This window comes from Pigmentiphaga kullae (genome assembly GCF_004216695.1).
In the GTDB taxonomy this organism is placed as follows: Bacteria; Pseudomonadota; Gammaproteobacteria; order Burkholderiales; family Burkholderiaceae_B; genus Pigmentiphaga; species Pigmentiphaga kullae.
The window spans coordinates 1,197,659-1,216,031 of record NZ_SGXC01000002.1 but is presented as its reverse complement, the minus strand read 5'-3'; the positions used below and the strand labels follow the sequence as shown (position 1 = coordinate 1,216,031).

The window sequence follows — 18,373 nt, the reverse complement described above, 5'->3', positions numbered from 1 at the left end:
GCAACGGATGGCGATAGAACTGAAAGTACCCGACATCGGCGACTTCAAGGAGGTCGAGGTCATCGAGATCCTGGTGGCCGTGGGCGACACCATCAAGGCCGAGCAAAGCCTGATCACCGTCGAATCCGACAAGTCCTCCATGGAAATCCCCGCCGAGCAGGGCGGGGTGGTCAAGGCCATCAAGGTCAAGGTCGGCGACAAGGTCAGCGAAGGCTCCGTGCTGCTCGAGATCGACGCCGCCGAAGGCGGTGCCGCCGCCAGCCCGGCCCCGGCCGTGGACACCAAGTCCCGCACCGGCTTCCCCAAGGTCGAACTGGCGCCCGCCGCCATGCACGAACTGGGCGAACCCACCTCCGACAAGCCGGATCCCGATCCCGTCCCGCTGCCCGCTGCCGCGCCGGCCGCCGCCAGCTTCGGCGGCAAGGCCGACCAGAGCTTCGACGTCGTGGTCCTGGGCGCCGGCCCCGGCGGCTACTCCGCCGCCTTCCGCGCCGCCGACCTGGGCCTGAAAGTGGCCCTGATCGAACGCTACGCCACCCTGGGCGGCGTCTGCCTGAACGTCGGCTGCATTCCCTCCAAGGCCCTGCTGCACACCGCCGCCGTGGTCGAGGAAGCCGCCAAGATGGCCGAACACGGCATCACCTTCGGCAAGCCCGAGATCGACCTCGACAAGCTGCGCGCGTTCAAGGACGGCGTCGTCGGCAAGCTGACCGGCGGCCTGGCCGGCATGGCCAAGGCCCGCAAGGTCACGGTGGTGACGGGCGTTGGCTCCTTCGTCGGTCCCAACCACATCGAGGTCGAGACCAAGGAAGGCAAGCAGGTCCTGCAATTCGCCAGCGCCATCATCGCCGCCGGCAGCCAGTCGGTGAAACTGCCCTTCGCCCCCGAAGACGAACGCATCGTCGACTCCACCGGCGCGCTGCTCTTGAAGAGCGTGCCCAAGAAAATGCTCATCATCGGCGGCGGCATCATCGGCCTCGAAATGGGCACGGTGTACTCCACCCTGGGCGCCAGGCTGGACGTCGTCGAAATGCTGGACGGCCTGATGCAGGGTGCCGACCGCGACCTGGTCAAGGTCTGGCAGAAGATGAACGAACACCGCTTCGACAACATCATGTTGAAGACCAAGACGGTGGGCATCGAAGCGAAGAAAGACGGCATCTGGGTTACTTTCGAGGGTGAAAAAGCCCCCAAGGAACCCCAGCGCTACGACCTCGTGCTGCAGGCCGTCGGCCGCAGCCCCAACGGCAAGAAGATCGGCGCCGACAAGGCCGGCGTGCAGGTGGGCGACCGCGGATTCATTTCCGTGGATTCCCAGATGCGCACCAACGTGCCGCACATCTACGCCATCGGCGACATCGTCGGCCAACCCATGCTGGCCCACAAGGCCGTGCATGAAGGCCACGTGGCGGCGGAAGCCGCGGCCGGCCAGAAGAGCCACTTCGACGCCACCGTGATCCCGTCCGTGGCCTACACGGATCCGGAAGTCGCGTGGGTGGGCCTGACCGAAGACGAAGCCAGGAAGCAGGGCCGCAAGGTCACCAAGGGCATGTTCCCGTGGGCCGCTTCGGGCCGCGCCATCGCCAATGGGCGCGATGAAGGATTCACCAAGCTGCTGTTCGACGAAGAGACGCACCGGATCGTGGGCGGCGGCATCGTGGGTACGAATGCCGGCGACATGATTGGCGAGGTCGCTTTGGCGATCGAGATGGGGGCGGATATGGTGGATATCGGGAAGACCATCCATCCGCATCCGACCCTGGGCGAGTCGATCGGGATGGCGGCCGAGGTGGCGGAAGGGGTGTGTACGGATTTGCCGCCGGTCAGGAAGAAGTAGGGTTGTCGTAGTTTGAAAAAAAGGCCGCACTTCATTGTGTGGCCTTTTTTGTTTTTTGCGGCAGCCAGGGGAACGGGTGCCTTGATGGGCCGGCCATGATCACCACCGAACGGTCCGACCACAATAGTCGAGGTATTCGAGGCCGGGATGGCCCAGCTTGGTCAGAAGCACGTTCACAACCCCGGGAACACTTTCCTCGATCGACAATCTCCCCTCAGGGCCTCCCAGGTCGGTGCGCACCCAACCCGGCGCGATCAGCAGCATGGCCCGTGGCGTTTGCGCTTGACGCGCGGCAAAGCTGCGCATGAATTGGTTCAAGGCCGCCTTGCTGCCACGGTAAACCTCCCGCTGGCCGGATTCATTGTCGGCGATACTGCCTTGTCCGGATGACATGACCCCGATCAGGCCGGCCGGCGTGACAAGGTCGGACAAGCGCTCGACCACCCGCATCGGGCCAAGCGCATTGGTGATCATGAGATTCACGAAATCCTCCGTCGAGACCTCACCGATGGTCTGAGTCGGGTCCGGATTGGTCGTCCCGGCATTGACAAACAGAATGTCGAACATCCGGCCGGACAGGCGCTCGTGTAAGGCTCGGATCTGCTCGGGTCGGGTAATGTCCAGCGTTTCAATGTCGACCCGGTCCGGATGCGCATCGGCCAAATCGTGCAAAAGAGTCCGGCCGCTACCGGCGCGAACCGTGCCCACGACGTGCCAGCCGTTTTTCAGGAATTCGGCCGCCATGGCGTGGCCGAGGCCGCGCGAGGCGCCGATGAGCAGGACGGTGGGGGTGTGAACGGGCGCTTGGGGCATGGGATTCTCCTTTTCGCACTATTGAAGCCATGGATTGTCGAACCTGGCTCTAATTTGCACCAGACGCCTGGCGTGCAATTATTGATTGCGTCAGACGCCATGCCTGGCCGGTTTCGATTATGCTGGGCGCATGACACGCGTCGACCTCAACCTCCTTCCCGCGCTGGACGCATTGTTGACTGAGCGTAGCGTCACGGGGGCCGCCCGGCGGCTGAAACTCAGTGTTTCTGCAACGAGCCGTACGCTCACTCGCCTGCGCGCGGTTACGGGCGACCGCCTGCTGCTGCAGGCTGGGCGCACGCTGGTGCTCACGCCATATGCGGAACAACTGAGCCAGCGCATCTCGGCGCTGACCCACGAAGTAGAGGGGGTCCTGAGTCGCACCGAGCATCAGTTCGACATTGCCACCCTGGAGCAGCGCTTCACCCTGCGAGTGGGTGAAGGCTTTATCGACCAGCTTGGCGCGGCTTTGATGGACCGGATCCGCCGCACGGCACCCGGTGTGCAGCTTCGCTTCGCCCCCAAGCCGAACTGGAATGCTCAACCGCTAAGGGAAGGCGCGATTGATCTGGAGATCGGCATCGTCAAAACCTCGGCCCCCGAGGTACGTACGCGTTTGCTCTTCCGCGATCGCTATGTCGGCGTGTGCCGCATCGGCCATCCGCTTCTGAGTGAACGGAGCATCAGCGTAGAACAATGGGCCGCATACGACCATGTGATGACTTCACGTACCGGCGAAGCGGAAAGTTCGATTGACGCAGCCGTTGAACCGCCGAATGGGCGGCGGAAGGTGCGGATGGTGGTGCCGTCTTATACGAGCGCCATGCAGCTGACTCGTCATTCGGACTTGCTGGCCGTTGTCCCGCATTCATGCGTCGGCAACTCCTTTGTGCCGGATTACGCGGCGGCCAATGGCTTACAGTGCTTCGAACTACCCGTGCCCATACCCGCTTTCAATATCTCGGCAATCTGGCATTCGCGCCTCGATCACGATCCGGCTCATTGCTGGTTTCGTGCCGAAGTGCTGGATCTCTGCCTGGAGGCTTATCCGCGAAATCTGCCTCAAGCTTCGCCGCCACTCCATCGCTAGTGTGGTCCTCGCCAGTTGCGCGGCCAGCCGATGCCCAAGCGGAACGTCAGAGCCGAATGACGACCGCGTATAAGTCCAACGCAGCGAGTGCGGCGTTCAGGAACAGCAGCCCGCGCTCGCGCAGCAGGATCGCGTATAGGCCAAGGCATATATGGCCGGCCAGGAATCCGCCGAATATCAGCGGTGACGATGCGCTCTCTGGCTGTATGGAAATCGCGATAGCCCCACCGATCAGCAGGAGATTCGCTATATAGATCGCGAGCTGCGGAGGGCTGGCGAATGTTCGCCACGGAGCGGTTTTCTCGCCGGCGGCGCGGGGGATCCTCTCGCGTCCGCAATTCGGACACGGCTCTGGAGGGGCGAGATGAATGGTCTGGGCGGAGGGCGATGCCATGTGTATCCTCGAAGCAGTCGAATAGACAGCGCATGGCCACGGGGCAGTACGCCGCTTTACCTGCATTGAGTGGCGGGAGTCGGGGCGCCGGTTCCTCCAAGGACTTCTTGCCAATGAAAACTGCTCAAGCCGATTGCTTCGCCGATCAAGGGTATGTCCGGTTGGAGGGTTTTCATCCGCGAGGGCGGATGATGGCTGTCCGGCAGAAGCTGCTTGATGAACTCAAGCGCGTGTCCGAGGGAAAGGGCATGCCCGCTTCGGTGCGTGGTCTGCCTGTTTTCCAGCAGATCGGCAAGCTGTCTTCGCTTGTCAGGCTGCCCGGGCTGCACGAGTCGCTGGTCACCCAGGCGTTGCTGGCCGAGGTGACGCGACTGGCCGGACGGGTGCCGAAGATTGTCCAGGATGTCGAGCTGTTGCTGTCGCCGCCCCGTCAAGGTGCCTCGACGCTGCAAGGTTTGAACTGGCATGTGGACGTGGCGGCGAAGCCGCCAGGCCGCTTGCCCGGGATACAGGCATTTTTCCTGATCGATGACGTGGCTGGCGGGGGTGGGGGAACGCTGGCGCTGGCCGGATCCCATCGTGTCGATATGCAGCCGGATGGGTCGTCGTCCCGACTACGCCGGATATTGAGAACGGCGGAAGATCTGAAGCGCGAGCTCGATGGCTTGAAGGTCAGGGTCGTCGAGATGTCCGGACGTGCGGGCGATGTCTTCCTCATGGACATGCGTCTGCTGCACACCCCGTCGGTCAATTCGACTCAGCACGTGCGGATGATGGCGACGTCCCGTTGCTTCCTCGACCCCTGATGCCGCTGGCTTACTCGATCTTGATATGGGCCTTCTGGATCACCTCGCCCCAGAGCCGATAGTCATCCTTGATCATCTTCTCGAACGCGGCCGGCGGTCCGCCGATTTTCTCCGCTCCCAGCGCCGTCAGCCGCTGCTTGAATTCCGGCGTTTCCATCACCAGGTTGATGGCCTGATTGAGCTTGGCAACGATGCTGTCCGGGGTACCGGTGCGTGCCACGATGCCGAACCACGAATACAGCTCGAAGCCCTTGATACCCTGTTCATCCAGGGTAGGCACATCGGGGAATTGCGGGGACCGCTTCAGTGCCGTGACACCCAGCGACCGCAGCCGTCCCGACTTTAGCAGCGGCTGCACCGAGAACTCGATGTCGAAGTGCACCGGCACGTCTCCCGCCACCAGCGCGACGTTGGCCGGCGCCGAACCCCGGTAGGGAATGTGTTGCATCTCCACCCCGGTTACCTGCTTGAACCGTTCCGTGCCCAGGTGCGGCATGGTACCGGAGCCGCCCGAGCCGTAGTTCATCCGTCCGCCTTCGCGCTTGGCCAGGGCGATCAGGTCCTGGATGCCCTTACCCGGAAAATCCGGCGCCACGGCCACCTGGTGCGGGCTGCGGAACACGCCGGCGACGGCGCGGAAGTCGCGCACGGGCTCGAAGTTCATGGAGGGGTAGAGCCACTTGCCGGTGGAGATGACGTTGCTGGCCATCAGCAGGGTGTAGCCGTCGGCGGGCTGGCCCAGCACGACTTCGCTGCCGATGATGGCGCCGGCGCCGGGTTTGTTCTCGACCACGACGGGTTGTCCCAGGACCTTGCCCAGTCCTTCCGCGATGGAGCGGGCCGTGGTGTCGGAGGGGCCGCCGGCGGGGAAGGGCACGATCAGGCGAAGGGGTTTGGCGGGATAGTCTTGGGCCAGCGTAGGGAGGGCGGTGCCGGCCATGACGGCGATCAGCACGGCCGTGGCCAGTGTCTTGCGTCGAACGATGTTGTGCATGGTTGTCTCCTTTTTCAATCTGGTTCAGGCGGGGCGTGCCTGGACCGCGTTTTCTTCCGCGTTGGCCACCGCCTCGTCGGCCGATATCAAGGCGCCCTGGCTGCGGAGCACCTGGCGCAGTGTGTCGACTGCGGGGTTCTCCAGCGTGGCCTGACCCGTGGCCGCCAGGGCGGCGTAGGCGCCGGCGGCATGGCCCAGGCACATGGCGGTGCCCATGTGGCGGGCGCCGCCGTTGGCCTCGCGGGTGGCGGAGATTGCCCGGCCGGTGACGACGATGCCTTCGATGGATGCGGGCAGCAGGCAGGCCAGGGGGATCTCGAAAGGCGCAGGCGGCATCCACAGGTCGACGCCGGTGCCGCCGGCCTCGTGCAGGTCCATGGGACCGGCGCCCAGGGCGACGGCGTCGGCAAAGCGTTTGCCGCCGACGATGTCTTCGGTCGTCAGGATGTGGCGGCCGACGATGCGGCGCGTTTCGCGTATGCCGACGCGTTCGGCGATGCCGGCTAGCACGGATTTTTCGAAGCCGGGCACGTGCTCGCGCAGGAAGGGCACGATGGTCTTGATCTGTTGCCGCCCGATCTGTTCGGCCCGTGTCAACTGCGCGCCGTCCAGCGCATCGATGCCGTGGATGCGGCTCATCAGGCAGATGGCGTCGGTGTCGCCGGGCGTGCTGCAGAAGGACAGGCTTTCCCAGGCCAACTGGCCGCGCTGCAATCCGTCCAGGGCGATGGCGCGCTTTTGTTCGCGGGGGATGGCGCGGAAGGCGCGCACGTCCACATTGGACATACGAAACACCAGGGTCAGGGGCTGGCGTCTGTCGCGCAGTTCGGGTTCTTCGCCCACGCAGGGGACGCCGGCCGCGGCGGCGATGACGGCGTCGCCGGTGGCATCCACCAGCATGCGGGAACGCAGGGCACGGCGGCCGGAGACGTTCTCCAGCAACAGGCCGGCCACGCGATTGTCGTCCATCAGCGGCCCGGCCACGCGCGAGTGCAGCAGCACGTCCACGCCGGCCTCCCTCGCCATGTCGTCGGCGACGATCTTGACGACTTCGGGGTTGAAGGGGAAGTTGGTGATGGTGACGGGGTTGGCGCTGGCCTCGGCCAGGGTGTAGCGGCGAAAGCCGTCGCTGCCGCCGGCGGCCTCGATGCGCCGGGTGAGTTCGAAGCCCATGCCGCCCACGCAGCGCACCGTGCCGTTGAACAGGCCGATGTACTGCGCGACCATGCCGGAAGTCGCGGTGCCGCCCAGGCAGCCGGCGCGTTCGACCAGCGCGACGCGGGCGCCGCCGCGGGCCGCCGCGACGGCGGCGATCAGGCCGGAGGCGCCGCCGCCCGCGACGATGACGTCGTAATGGTCGAGTACGGGCGTGTTCAGGGTTTCGGTAATGACCGAAGCATTCATGTCGTGTCTCCTTGCGGATCAGAAGGGCAGCGGTTCGGTCCAGCGAAGCTGCTTGGGGCTCGTGCCTTCGCGGATGGCGCGCGCGGCGGCGTGGCCGGCCACCTCGCCGGTCTGGCAGCACCAGGGGAAGTTGCGCATGACCATGAAGATGGTCTCGAAGGTGAAGGACAGCGAGGCGCCGGTCAGCAGCAGGTTGTCGACTTCCTTGGGCAGGAAGCAGCGGTAAGGCACCTCGAAGCTGTACTTCGCGTACTGGTCCCAGAAGAAGGTCTTGGTCATGGGACGCGTCACGGCGTCGGGAAAGCGCCGCTGCTCGCGCGCGTCGTCGATGGAGAAGACGTATTCGCCGATGGGATGGCGGCCGTCCCGCACGCCCACGTAGCGGCCGACGTGGGAAATGAAGGCGTCCTGGAAGCCCGGCACGTATTTGCGCAGGAAGGCAGCCTCGGCGTCGATCAGCCGGCGTAGTTCCCGCTTGGCGCGCGAGGCATGCTCGGTGTCTTCGTCCATGTGCAGCGCCCATTCGTAGGGTACGTTCTGCCACAGGATGAAGGTGCCGGGGCCCTGGATGGGGCTCATGTCCACGGTCGGATGGCCGATGTAGTGGTCGCCGTAGACGCCCTGGTCGGCCAGGCGGGGGCGGTAGAGTGCGGGCGGAATGTCGCCGGCCGCGCGCGCCGCGTTGATCAGCTTGCTCAGGGCGGGATCGTTCTCGCGCCGCTGGTAGGCGGCGGTCTGCGCGAAATCGATGCCGCTCATGATCCACAGCAGTCCGCCGGGTATGGGGCGCTCCTGCTCATCCCTGGCCACGGTTTCGGGCTGGCGTCCGCCGCCGCGCACGAAAGGGGCGCCGGCGCGCGCTACCACTTCGGCCGTGCCGCTGCCTTCGATGAAGACGCGGCCGCGTATGGCCTGGCGGCCCTGCACGGTCTCGATGATGGCGTGGGTGATGCGGCGCTGGCCGCCGTCGGGCTGCATCTCGACGTCGACGAAGGCGGCGCCGTAGATGGCCCGCACGCCGGCTTCGTCCAGCATTCGCAGCATGATGTTGCCGGCGGCATCCGGGTTGAAGGAGGAGCGGCGGAAGGGCGAACCCGGTTTCAGGTAGTGGTCGTAGTGGGACAGCGCGTTGCCGGCCCAGTCGGGCAGTTCCTTTTCGGTGGCGGTGTAGATGGCGCCTTCCGTGGCGAAGCGTTCCATCAACTCGGTATGGATGCCGCCGACGCCCGTGTTGGCGGCGCCCTGGAGCCCGGAAGTATGGACGCCGCCGGGCATGTCGAATTTCTCGACCAGGACCACGCTGCAACCCTCGCGGCGCGCGCGCAGCGCCGCCGCGAAGCCGCCGGGACCCGCGCCGATGACGACGACGTCCGCGTCCTCGATGACCGGCACGCCCCGGGCCGTGCGGCCCAGGGGCTCGATGCTGCTACTGCTGTTCAACTCAGGTTCTCCCCAGGATTATTCGGCGGTGATCTTGTTGTCCACGATCACCGGTTTCCAGCGCGCCAGTTCTTCCTGCATGAAGGCCTTGAATTGCGCGGGCGTGCCGGGCGCGGGCTCCATCAGTTGCTGGCGCAGCAGTTCCACCACCTGCGGTTGGCGCAGCACCTCGCCGATCGCCGCGCTGATGCGTCCGGCCAGCGCGGGGGACATGCCGCCAGGCGCGACGAACCCCATCCAGGCGCTGCCGACGATGTCCGGGTAGAACTCGCGCAGGGCCGGCACCTCGGGCAGCAGCGCCGCGCGCTCGGCGGTGGAGACGGCGATCGGCACCACCTTGTCGCCGCGCACCTGGGCCATCGTGGCCTGCGCGGGCAGGCAGCCCATCTGCACTTCGTTGGTCATCACGGCGGTGGTGGCCTGAACCGCGCCGGCGTACATCACGGGCACGATCTGCGTGCCGCTCTTGTTGGCGAGCAGCGTCATGACCAGGTGGCCCAGCGAACCGTTGCCCACGTACGAGTAGTTGTACTTGCCGGGATGCTTCTTCAGGGCGTCGACGAGTCCGGGCAGCGTCTTGACGCCCAGCTCCCTGGAGGCGATCAACAGGCAGGGCTGATGCACGCCCAGCGTCAGCGGCGTGAGGTCCTTGGCCGGGTCGTAGGCCATGCGCTTGTAGAGCAGGGGGTTGTGCACCAGCGGGCCGGCGATGCTGACACCGAAGGTGCTGCCGTCCGGATGGGCGCGGGCCACCAGCGTGGTGCCTATCATGCCGCCGGCGCCGGGCCGGGAGTCGACGATGAAGGGCGTGCCGAATTTCTTCTGCAAGCCTTCGGCGACGACGCGCGCCACGGTATCGGTGGTCGTGCCGGCGCTGAAAGGATTGATGACCGTGGTGGCGCGGCTGGGCCACTCCTGGGCGGCCGCCACGCTGGCGGTGGCCAGCAGGGCGAGGCAGGCGGTGGTTTGTCGTGTTCTTTTCATGGGTGTCTCCAGGGAAATCTCAGGCGGGCTGGCCTTGGGGGGCAACCTGTTCGCGGCGGAACAGGGCATGGGCTTGTGCCAGGCGCTGTTGCACTTCCGAGGCCGGAACGTTGGCGGGGCGGCGGCCGCCGGCTGCCGCGATGGCGCCCAGCGTGCCGACCGCCTGCCCCATCGCCATGGATGTCGCCATATGGCGTGCGCCGGCCATGGCTTCGCGGGTCGCGCTCAATGTGCGGCCGCATACCAGCAGGCCTTCCACGTCCACGGGCAGCAGCGCGCGCAGCGGTATTTCGAAGGGCTGGGGCGGCGCGTACAGGCGGATGCCGGTGCCGCCGGGCTGGTGGCGGTCCATGGGGCCGGCGCCCAGGGCGATGGAATCCTCGAAGCTTCGGGCCTGCATGATGTCTTCTTCGCTCAGCGTGTGGCGGCCCCGGATGCGGCGCGTCTCGCGCACGCCCACGCGTTCGGCGACGTCGGCCAGGATGGCGTTCTCGAAGCCGGGGATCTCGCGCCGCAGGAAACCGACGATGCTGGCGATTTGCCGGCGGCCTTCCCGCTCGGCGCGCGAGGCGTCGCGGGCATCCAGCGCGTCGATGTCCTGGATGCGGCTCATCAGGCAGATGGCGTCGGTGCCGCCCGGCGTGCTGACGAAGGACAGGCTTTCCCAGAACAGTTCGCCGCGCCGCAGGCCGCCCAGCACCAGGGCGCGGCGCTGGTCGGAGGGCACCGCGCGAAAGCGCGCCACGTCCACGTTGGACAGCCGGAAGGACAGCGTGCAGGGTTGGCGCTCGCCGCCGTCGTCCTGGAACGGGACCCCGGCGCTGGCGCATACCAGCGCATCGCCCGAGGCGTCCACCACCACGGGTGCGAGCAGGGCCAGGCGGCCCTGGACGGTCTCGACCGTTACCCCGGCCATGGCGCCGTCCCGCACCAGCGCGCGCGCGAAGGTCGTGTGCAGCAGCACTTCCACGCCCGCTTCGTTCACCGAGCCGTCCAGCACCCATTTCACCGTCTCGGGATTGAAGGGCAGCACGCGCAGCGGGAACGGCGTGCCGGCGGCCTCGCCCATCACGTAGCGGTGGAAGCCGTCCGAGCCGCCGGCGGCCTGCACGCGTTCGGCCAGTTCGAAAGGAATGCCGCCCACCACGCGCGTCTCGCCATGGAAGAACGCCACCCACTGGGCCACGAGGTTGGCGGTGGCGGCGCCGCCCAGGCAGCCGCCGCGCTCGACCAGCAGTGTGCGTGCGCCGGTGCGGGCCGCGGCGATGGCGGCCACGGTGCCGGAGGCGCCGCCGCCCACGACGATGACGTCATAACGGCCCGTGACGGGCGTGTTCAGGGTTTCCTGGATGGTGTCCGATGGCTGCATGCATGTCTCCCGGGCACCCTGTGCGGGTGCCTCCTGTTCATGCCACGCAGTGTCGCCCTCGGTATCGCGTGCCGCCAGCCGGTGTTCTCATATGTGAACACTTTTCGCATCGAGCGGCGGGGCGCGGTCCGCCGCCACGGCGATTTCCGCGGCGGCGGCGCGCAAGGCCTGCTCCAGTTTCAGCTTGCGCGCGTCGTCCAGCCGGCTGGCCGGCAGGGCCAGGCCGACGGCGGCCAGCACGCGGCCGTGGACGTCCAGCACGGGCACGGCCAGGCCGACGATGCCGACCGTGAATTCGCTGAAGGACCAGGCCACGCCTTCTTCCCGGATCTGATTCAGTTGCCGCCGCAGGACCGCCGTGGAGCGTATCGTCTGTTCGGTGCGCGGCCGCAGCTTGACGCGCTGGAGATAGGCTTCGCGTTCGGCCGGCGGCAGCCACGCCAGCAGCACCTTGCCCGCCGAGCTGGCGTACAGCGGCTGCATGACGCCCACGTGCACGGAGTACAGCACCGCGTTGGGCGACTGGGCCGATGCGATGCGCTCGGCCATGTCGTTGCGCAGCACGCTCAGGCCGGCCGATTCGCCGGTGTCGAGCATGAGCCGCTGCAGCCACGGTCCGCTGGCGCGCAGCAGGTCGCGGTTGTGCGCGCCGCGCCGGGCCAGCGCGTAGGCGCCTTCGCCCAGCTGGAACTGCTGCGTATCCTGCAATTGCTCGATGTAGCCCCGGCCGACGAGGTTGTGCAGCAGCGCGGTCAGGCTGCTTTTCGGCACGCCGGTCCGCCGCGAGATCTCGGCGTGCGTCATGGCGCGTCCGGTGCTGGCCAGCAGTTCCAGGATGTCGAGGACGCGGTCGGCCGACTTGACGCCGGGCCGAGGCGGGCGGGATTTGGGCGAGGGGGCGGTGTTCACGGGCAGATTGTAGGGCTGGACCGGGCAGGCTCCGGCGCCGCAATGGCCTGGCCTTTCCGGGCGGCGGCGCGGTAAGGTGCGGTCTGGAAAGCCAACAACGGAAAACCGCCCATGAAACGACTCGCCATCCTGCTGCTCCTGTCTTGCGGTGCCACCGTGTCCGTTGCCGCGCCGGACGCCGCCGATCCCTGCGTGCAGAAGCGCGCGGACATCCTCAGGCAGATCGAGCAGGCCAGACAGCACGGCAACGACAATCGGGTCGCCGGGCTGAACCGGGCCTTGCGCGAACAGGAAGCGCATTGCACGCCGGAATCGATACGCCGGGCCCGCGAAAAGGATGTTGCCCAGGCGCGCCAGAAGCTTGCCGAGCGCGAACGCGAACTGCGCGAGGCCAGGAGCGAAGGTAAGGATGCCGGCAAGATCGCCAAGCGCGAAGCCAAGCTGCGGGAAGCCCGGGATGAACTGGCGCGGACGCAGAAAGAATTGGTCAACTGAGCGCAGACCGGATGCTCGACGACCTCCTGAAAGGCGTGGTTCGCCGCTATCGCCTGCCGGCGGACGCTCGTCCGCTTCCAGGAGCGCGTACCGCCAACCCGTCGACGTCGCTCGCGCTGGTTATCGAGCAGGCCCGCCAGACGATCGCCGATGGGGGCGAACCGGACGCGAAGCTGGCGGGGGCTTTCACCGAGGCCCTTGCGGGTCTGATCCGCGAAGCGATGCGCCCGGCGGCCGGCGACCCGGTCATCCAGGCCATGGTGATCGAGCACCGGCATGCGCACGTGCGCGAATACGCCTCGCTGTTCGCGCGGGCCGGCCAGGATCGCCGACAGGTCCGGGCGGCGGTCGATGCCGTGGCCCATCCGGCCAGGCTGCAGCGCATGCCCGACGGGCCCGCGCGGCAAGCCCTGGCGCAATGGCGCGCCGCCGCTGCCCGGCAGTCCTGGCGCGACGTCCAGATGGGCCTGCCGCGCCTGCGGGCCATGCCGGAGATCGCCAGCGGCTCGCCGCTTCAGATCGGCCTGGCCAGATTGCTGGACAACCCCGCGCTGGTCCGCCTGCAACGCCTCGATGCCTTGGGCTCGGATGAAGCCGTGCGCCGCTACCAGGCGCTCCGGGATCGGCATGGGCCGCGCCCGGGAAGCGCCGAGGCAGCCGCGCAAGGAGGCGTTTCACGCAAACGCGGCAAGGCCGTCGAGGCCGCGGCAGCCCGGGCGCTCGGCGCGTTGGCCGAACGCCTGGACAGGGAGGAGGGCGGCACGGCCTACCGGGTGGTGACGTCGATGCTTGTGCCGTCTTCGATACCCGCCAGCCACGCGCACGCCAAGACCGAATGGGATGCGGTCCTGCTGCGGCGCGCGCCGGACGTGGAGGGCGAGCCGGCCTGGGACGTCTGTCTACTGGTCGAAGCCAAGGCTTCCATCGAGGCCGCGGCGACCGACCTGCCGCGGTTGCAGCGCGGTGTGCGCTTGCTGGCGCACGCCGAGGCGGGCACCGTTTATCCGTTTCCGTTCCAGTCCGGCGAGGGCGTGGTGCGCTTGCGGGGATCATCGCTGCGCGCGCTGGCCGCCGACGAAGCCGGCCTGGCGCGTTCTGTGCTGTATTGCTGCGATGCGCCCGACGAGCCCGAGCCACGGCTGCTGGGCGCGGCCAGCCGCATGCAGCTCCTGTCGGCGCCGGCCAGCCTGGCGTTCGCCAGCGCGCTGGAGGAGAGGGGTGAAGCGGATCCGCGGGACCTGGAAGCGGTCTGGAGCGATCTGCTGCATTCCCCGCGCTGGGCCGCGGTGTTGAACCAGTATCAGGCCCTGCGCCAGGCGCGCGGCCTCTTGGTCCATGTGGAAGACCTGATGGCCGCGATCGCGGGCGGATCACCCTGATCCGGTAGATTGCCGGCGCGCCTCAGTTCACGGTGATGCCGCTCTTCTTGACCACGTCCCGCCACTTCTGGATTTCCGCGCGGCGGAAGGTCTCGAGTTCGGCGGGGCTGGAGCCGACCAGTTCGGCGCCGATGCCTTCGAGCTTGGACTTGACGTCCGGATCCTTGAGGACGTCGGCCAGCGCGGCCGACATCTGGTCGACGATGGCCGTGGGGGTGCCGGCGGGCGCGAACACGGCGTTCCATTCGTAGGACGAGAAGCCCGGCACGCCGGATTCGGCGATGGTGGGGATCTGTGGCAGCACGGCCGAGCGCTTGTCGCCGCCGACCGCGATGGGCCGCAGCTTGCCGTTCTGGATGTGGGTCCACGCCGATCCCAGGCTGGCGAACATGATGGGCACCTGGCCGGACATCACGTCGACCATGGCCGGGCCGCCGCCCTTGTAGGCGACGTGGACGAGCGAGGTACCGGCCATGACGTTGAACAGTTCGCCGGCCAGGTGTTGCGCCGAACCCGGACCGGCCGAGGCGAAGTAGGCCGGGCTCGCGGACTTGCCGTTGCGGATCAGGTCCTGCACCGAGGAGATCTTGCCTTGCGGCGAGGTCACCAGCACATTGGGCACGCGCAGCAGCAGCGATACGGAGTCGAAGGCCTTGAGCGTGTCGAAGCTCATCCTGCTCTGCAACGCGGGGTTCTGCGCGTGGTTGGAAGCGTCGAGCATGAAGGTGTAGCCGTCGGGGGCGGATCGGGCCGCCGCGGCGCCGCCGATCATGCCGCCGGCGCCGCCCTTGTTGTCGATGATGACCGACTGGCCGAGCCTGGCCGAGAGCTTGGGGCCCATGATGCGGGCCACCGTGTCCACCGTGCCGCCGGGCGGGTAGGTGACGATCAGGGTGACGGGCTTTTCGGGCCAGGCCGCGTGCGCGGCCGGCAGGGGCAGGGCGAAGGCCAGGGCGGCCAGGACGGGAATGCGGATCATGGTGTCTCCTTAGAATGCAAAGCAGCGGCTCGGATTGGCCGCGAGGATGCGCAGGCGTAGATCGCTGTCGCCGATCCAGTCGGCGAGTGCCTGATAGGTTTGCGCATAGGTCACGCCGGGGTGCTGGGTATGGGGCCAGTCGCTGCCCCAGACCAGGCGGTCCGGTCCGGCATGTTCGAGCAGCAGGCGCGCGGCCTGGCGCGCCGCCGGTCCGTCCGGCTCGGACCAGTTGCGATAGGCGCCCGAGAGCTTGACCCAGACGCCATCGTCGCGGGCGGCTTCGAGCAGCCACTGGAAACCGGCGTCGGCGGCGGCCGGTGCGTGCGCGGGCCGGCCGAAGTGGTCCACCACCACGCGACATTGCGCCGCCCGCAGCGGGCCGACGATGGCGGGCAGGCGCGCCGCTTCCACGTGGACTTCGACATGCCAGTCCAGCGCCCGCAGGCAGGCCAGAAGGCGGGGCCAGCCGCCCCGATCCAGCGCGGGCAGCGGCTGGCCGATCAGGTTCAGCCGGATGCCGACGATGCCGCCGCGCGCCAGTCGCTCCAGTTCGTCCGGCGCGGCATGCTGGTCTACGACCGCCACGCCCCGCAGGCGGGTCGGCGCCTGGCGGATGGCGTCGAGCATGTAGCCGTTGTCCGTGCCCAGGAAGCTGGGCTGGATCAGTACGCCGGCCTGCAGCCCATGGGCGTCCAGGTGCCCGAGATAGTCTTCCAGCAGGGCATCGGTTTCGGGCGCATAGCGCCGTCCCGGCGCCAGCGCCAGCGAGCGGGCGAAGACATGGGCATGGGCATCGATCAGCAGGGGCGTGGGGTTGGCCACGAGGGGCTCTCCGGAATCGTGTCCGGCCTGGGCGGTCGTGCCGGAGTCGGGCCGATTCTAGAAACGCTTGTTATATTTATCTATCCAGAAAAGCATGTTTTTGTATAAGGTTTTGTGATGGATATCCGGCGCCTGGAAGAATTCATCGCGGTCCTGGACATGGGCAGCCTGAGCAAGGCGGCTGAAAAACTGGGCGTGGCCCAGCCGGCCCTGAGCCAGTCCCTGGCGCGGCTCGAACGCGAACTGGGCGTGAAGCTGTTCCAGCGGTCGCGGCGCGGCGCCGAGCCCACGCCGGCGGCGCGGCAGATCGCCGAGGAAGTGCGGCGCGGCGTGTTCCGCATCGTCAACGCCATCGACGCGGCCCAGGCCATCGCGGCGGGCCGCGCGGGAGTGCTGCGCGTCGGCCTGGTCTCCAGCGCGCTGATCGACATCCTGCCGCGCGCCCTGCGCACGCTGCGCGATGAAGCGCCCGGCCTGCGCATCGTGCTGCGCGAAATGAGCAACGCCGAACAGGCGCAGGCCTTGTCGCGCGGCGAAATCGACGTGGCCCTGGTACATACGCCGGTGGCCCTGTCCGGGGTCATGCACGAGAAAGTGCTGATGCGCGAACGCCTGGTGGCGGCGGTGCCGGAAGACCTGCTGCCCGGCGGCCGGGGCCGGGTGTCGATGGCGGACATCGCCCGCGCCGGCCTGGTGATGTTTCCCCATGAGCAGTTGCCGACCTTCTACGAATCCGTCATGGACGCGTTCCGCAAGGAGGGCCTGGACGCGGAAATCGTGCAGGAGGCCAACCGGACCCTGACCGTGCTGGCCTGCGTGGCCGGCGGCTGCGGGATCGCGCTGCTGCCCAGCTGGATACGGTCGCTGGATTTCGCCGGCGTGCGTTATTGCGAGGTCGTGGACGGCGCGCGGCTGCCCAGCTTCGACGTCAGCGCGATCTGGCCCAAGCGCGCCGTGGCGGGGCTGGCGGACGAGTTCGTGCGGGCCTGCGGGGCGGGGTAGTAGGGCAGGGGCGTCACAAAACCGGCCGCTCGTTCGTCCTATCGGCATGGACAAGCACATATTCCCCGGGCCCGACGCGCTGGCCTCCAGTTTCGCCACCAGCCATGCCGGCGTGGTGGCCTTCATCGCGGTGGCCTCGGAAGGCAGCTTCGCCAAGGCCGGCGATCGCCTGGGCATCGGTCGGTCGGCGGTCAGCCGCAGCGTGCAGAAGCTGGAAGCCCGGTTGGGCGTCCGGCTGTTCGTGCGTACGACGCGCAGCACGTCGCTGACCAGGGAAGGTGAGCGGTTTTTCGAGAACTGCCAGCCCGGCGTGGCGCGTATCGCGCAGGCGCTGGACGAGATGCGGGAGCTGCGGGAGGGGCCGCCCTCGGGGCTGCTGCGCATCAGCGCCACGGTGGGCTTCGGCCGCAAGGTCGTCGCACCGCTGCTGAACGGTTTTCGCGCGGCCTATCCGGAGGTGTCGGTCGACCTGCTGCTGGACGACAGGCCCACCGATTTCATGGCGGACCGGGTGGACGTGTCGTTCCGCAATGGCCGGATGGAAGACCGCCAGATCATCGCGCGGCAACTGATTCCCATGCAGATGCTGCTGTGCGCATCGCCCGCCTATGTCGCCGAGCGGGGGCTGCCGCGCGGCATCGATGCGCTGGCCGATCATCGGTGCGTGAATTTCCGCCTGGCCTCCGGGCGCGTGGCCGAGTGGGAGTTCCAGGTGGACGGCCAGTTGCGCAAGTTCACGCCGCAGGCGATGCTGGCTTTCAACGATGCCGACCTGGTGCTGCAAGCGGTACTGGACGGACAGGGGATCGCGCAGATGGCGGGCTATCAGGTCTGCGAACACGTGCGGGCCGGCACGCTGCTGGCCTGTCTGCCGCAGCATGCGCCGGCCGGCCGCGGCCATTACCTGTGTTATCTCAGCCGCCAGCACCAGCCTGGACGCATGCGTGCCTTTATCGACTACATGACGGCGCGTATCCGCGCGCTGGATCTTCAGTCCAGCTTGGCCCGATCCAGGCCGTAGGCCTTGTCGGCCGCGCCCGGCGTGGTCCGGAAGCCCACGTTCAGGCGGTTCCAGCCATTGATGGCCATGACCGCGAAGCTCAGGTCGGCGATTTCCTTCTCAGACAACTGGGCACGCACCTGTTCGTAGATGTCGTCGGGTACGCCGTGTTCGGGCAGGCGGGTCAGTACTTCGGTCCACGCCAGGGCCGCGCGCTCGCGCGGCGAGAACAGCGAGGACTCGCGCCAGATGGCGACGTGGTGCACGCGCAATTCCCGTTCGCCGTCGATCTTGGCTTCCTTCACGTGCATGTCCAGGCAGAAGCCGCAGCCGTTCATCTGCGAGGCGCGGATGTCGATCAGGTGCAGGATCGAGGCTTCGATGGTGCCGGATTTCTTGACCAGCATGCTGAATTCAACGAACTTCTTGAACAGCTCGGGAGACTGGGCCATGGCGTTGATGCGTTGGGTCATGATGCTTTCCTCGGTGGCTGGGGACGTCGGTTGGGGAACGGCTCCATCGTAGGCTTGGGAACGGCGGCGCGGTAGCCCCGCGCAGGGGACCGCCGTGTTGCCTGTCCGGCACCAATGACCGGTACACTGCGCGTTGCCGAGTCCCTCCGACGACACGTATGCCCGATCCCTCGCCCCGCAAGA

18 protein-coding genes are annotated in these 18,373 nt (G+C 67.5%); 7 read left to right on the top strand and 11 right to left on the bottom strand.

The genetic code is table 11. The annotated features are described in order from the left end of the window. The first annotated feature begins 7 nt into the window (after nucleotides 1-7). Nucleotides 8-1,837: a dihydrolipoyl dehydrogenase gene (lpdA, locus tag EV675_RS20080; protein WP_130359159.1), complete on the top strand. Its 1,830-nt coding sequence runs from the start codon at nucleotides 8-10 to the stop codon at nucleotides 1,835-1,837. A gap of 99 nt (nucleotides 1,838-1,936) precedes the next feature. On the opposite strand, the gene EV675_RS20075 is transcribed toward lpdA, so the two are convergent. Then, the gene (locus EV675_RS20075) at nucleotides 1,937-2,650 is read right to left on the bottom strand and encodes an SDR family NAD(P)-dependent oxidoreductase (RefSeq protein ID WP_130359157.1); all 714 of its coding nucleotides are present in this window, start codon (nucleotides 2,648-2,650) and stop codon (nucleotides 1,937-1,939) included. Between the two features lie 130 nt (nucleotides 2,651-2,780). Here EV675_RS20075 and EV675_RS20070 point away from each other — a divergent pair, with 130 nt between their 5' ends. Continuing rightward, a complete protein-coding gene (locus tag EV675_RS20070) occupies nucleotides 2,781-3,740 on the top strand; it encodes a LysR family transcriptional regulator (protein WP_130359155.1) in 960 nt (319 codons plus the stop codon). A 46-nt stretch (nucleotides 3,741-3,786) separates the two neighbouring features. On the opposite strand, the gene EV675_RS20065 is transcribed toward EV675_RS20070, so the two are convergent. Then, a complete protein-coding gene (locus tag EV675_RS20065) occupies nucleotides 3,787-4,134 on the bottom strand; it encodes a hypothetical protein (RefSeq protein WP_130359153.1) in 348 nt (115 codons plus the stop codon). 113 nt (nucleotides 4,135-4,247) lie between these two features. Between EV675_RS20065 and EV675_RS20060 the strand changes: the two genes are divergently transcribed. Beyond that, nucleotides 4,248-4,940 carry a phytanoyl-CoA dioxygenase family protein gene (locus EV675_RS20060; protein ID WP_130359151.1) on the top strand — a complete coding sequence of 231 codons (693 nt, stop codon included), beginning with the start codon at nucleotides 4,248-4,250 and terminating at the stop codon, nucleotides 4,938-4,940. A gap of 10 nt (nucleotides 4,941-4,950) precedes the next feature. Here the strand turns inward: EV675_RS20060 and EV675_RS20055 are convergent, their stop codons facing one another. From EV675_RS20055 to EV675_RS20030, 6 genes are all read right to left on the bottom strand, one after another. Beyond that, on the bottom strand, nucleotides 4,951-5,934 hold the full coding sequence (locus EV675_RS20055; RefSeq protein ID WP_130359149.1) for a Bug family tripartite tricarboxylate transporter substrate binding protein: 984 nt from the start codon (nucleotides 5,932-5,934) through the stop codon (nucleotides 4,951-4,953). A gap of 24 nt (nucleotides 5,935-5,958) precedes the next feature. Next, complete coding sequence (locus tag EV675_RS20050; protein WP_130359147.1) at nucleotides 5,959-7,338, bottom strand: FAD-dependent oxidoreductase; 1,380 nt, start codon at nucleotides 7,336-7,338, stop codon at nucleotides 5,959-5,961. 18 nt (nucleotides 7,339-7,356) lie between these two features. Further along, nucleotides 7,357-8,778, bottom strand: a complete 1,422-nt coding sequence (locus tag EV675_RS20045; protein ID WP_130359145.1) for an FAD-dependent oxidoreductase — start codon at nucleotides 8,776-8,778, stop codon at nucleotides 7,357-7,359. A gap of 18 nt (nucleotides 8,779-8,796) precedes the next feature. Further along, nucleotides 8,797-9,762 carry a Bug family tripartite tricarboxylate transporter substrate binding protein gene (locus EV675_RS20040; RefSeq protein ID WP_165404674.1) on the bottom strand — a complete coding sequence of 322 codons (966 nt, stop codon included), beginning with the start codon at nucleotides 9,760-9,762 and terminating at the stop codon, nucleotides 8,797-8,799. Nucleotides 9,763-9,781: 19 nt separating this feature from the next. Beyond that, complete coding sequence (locus EV675_RS20035) at nucleotides 9,782-11,131, bottom strand: FAD-dependent oxidoreductase (protein ID WP_130359141.1); 1,350 nt, start codon at nucleotides 11,129-11,131, stop codon at nucleotides 9,782-9,784. A gap of 87 nt (nucleotides 11,132-11,218) precedes the next feature. Then, nucleotides 11,219-12,040, bottom strand: coding sequence for an IclR family transcriptional regulator (locus EV675_RS20030; protein WP_165404673.1), 822 nt, complete (start codon nucleotides 12,038-12,040; stop codon nucleotides 11,219-11,221). 111 nt (nucleotides 12,041-12,151) lie between these two features. Here EV675_RS20030 and EV675_RS20025 point away from each other — a divergent pair, with 111 nt between their 5' ends. Next, complete coding sequence (locus EV675_RS20025) at nucleotides 12,152-12,535, top strand: DUF1090 domain-containing protein (protein WP_130359136.1); 384 nt, start codon at nucleotides 12,152-12,154, stop codon at nucleotides 12,533-12,535. Nucleotides 12,536-12,546: 11 nt separating this feature from the next. Continuing rightward, entirely contained in the window at nucleotides 12,547-13,914 is a 1,368-nt protein-coding gene (locus EV675_RS20020) for a 3-deoxy-D-arabino-heptulosonate 7-phosphate synthase (RefSeq protein ID WP_130359134.1), read from the top strand. A gap of 22 nt (nucleotides 13,915-13,936) precedes the next feature. Here the strand turns inward: EV675_RS20020 and EV675_RS20015 are convergent, their stop codons facing one another. Both EV675_RS20015 and EV675_RS20010 read right to left on the bottom strand, forming a co-directional pair. Continuing rightward, nucleotides 13,937-14,893 (bottom strand): tripartite tricarboxylate transporter substrate binding protein, encoded by a 957-nt coding sequence (locus tag EV675_RS20015; protein WP_130359132.1) that lies wholly within the window; start codon nucleotides 14,891-14,893, stop codon nucleotides 13,937-13,939. A gap of 9 nt (nucleotides 14,894-14,902) precedes the next feature. Continuing rightward, nucleotides 14,903-15,715 (bottom strand): amidohydrolase family protein, encoded by an 813-nt coding sequence (locus EV675_RS20010; protein WP_130359130.1) that lies wholly within the window; start codon nucleotides 15,713-15,715, stop codon nucleotides 14,903-14,905. Between the two features lie 117 nt (nucleotides 15,716-15,832). Between EV675_RS20010 and EV675_RS20005 the strand changes: the two genes are divergently transcribed. Next, nucleotides 15,833-16,717 (top strand): LysR family transcriptional regulator, encoded by an 885-nt coding sequence (locus EV675_RS20005; RefSeq protein ID WP_130359128.1) that lies wholly within the window; start codon nucleotides 15,833-15,835, stop codon nucleotides 16,715-16,717. A 46-nt stretch (nucleotides 16,718-16,763) separates the two neighbouring features. After that, the gene (locus tag EV675_RS20000; RefSeq protein WP_130359126.1) at nucleotides 16,764-17,738 is read left to right on the top strand and encodes a LysR family transcriptional regulator; all 975 of its coding nucleotides are present in this window, start codon (nucleotides 16,764-16,766) and stop codon (nucleotides 17,736-17,738) included. On the opposite strand, the gene EV675_RS19995 is transcribed toward EV675_RS20000, so the two are convergent. Further along, nucleotides 17,708-18,190 (bottom strand): carboxymuconolactone decarboxylase family protein, encoded by a 483-nt coding sequence (locus EV675_RS19995; RefSeq protein ID WP_130359124.1) that lies wholly within the window; start codon nucleotides 18,188-18,190, stop codon nucleotides 17,708-17,710. The genes EV675_RS20000 and EV675_RS19995 overlap by 31 nt on opposite strands. Nucleotides 18,191-18,373 lie beyond the last annotated feature (183 nt).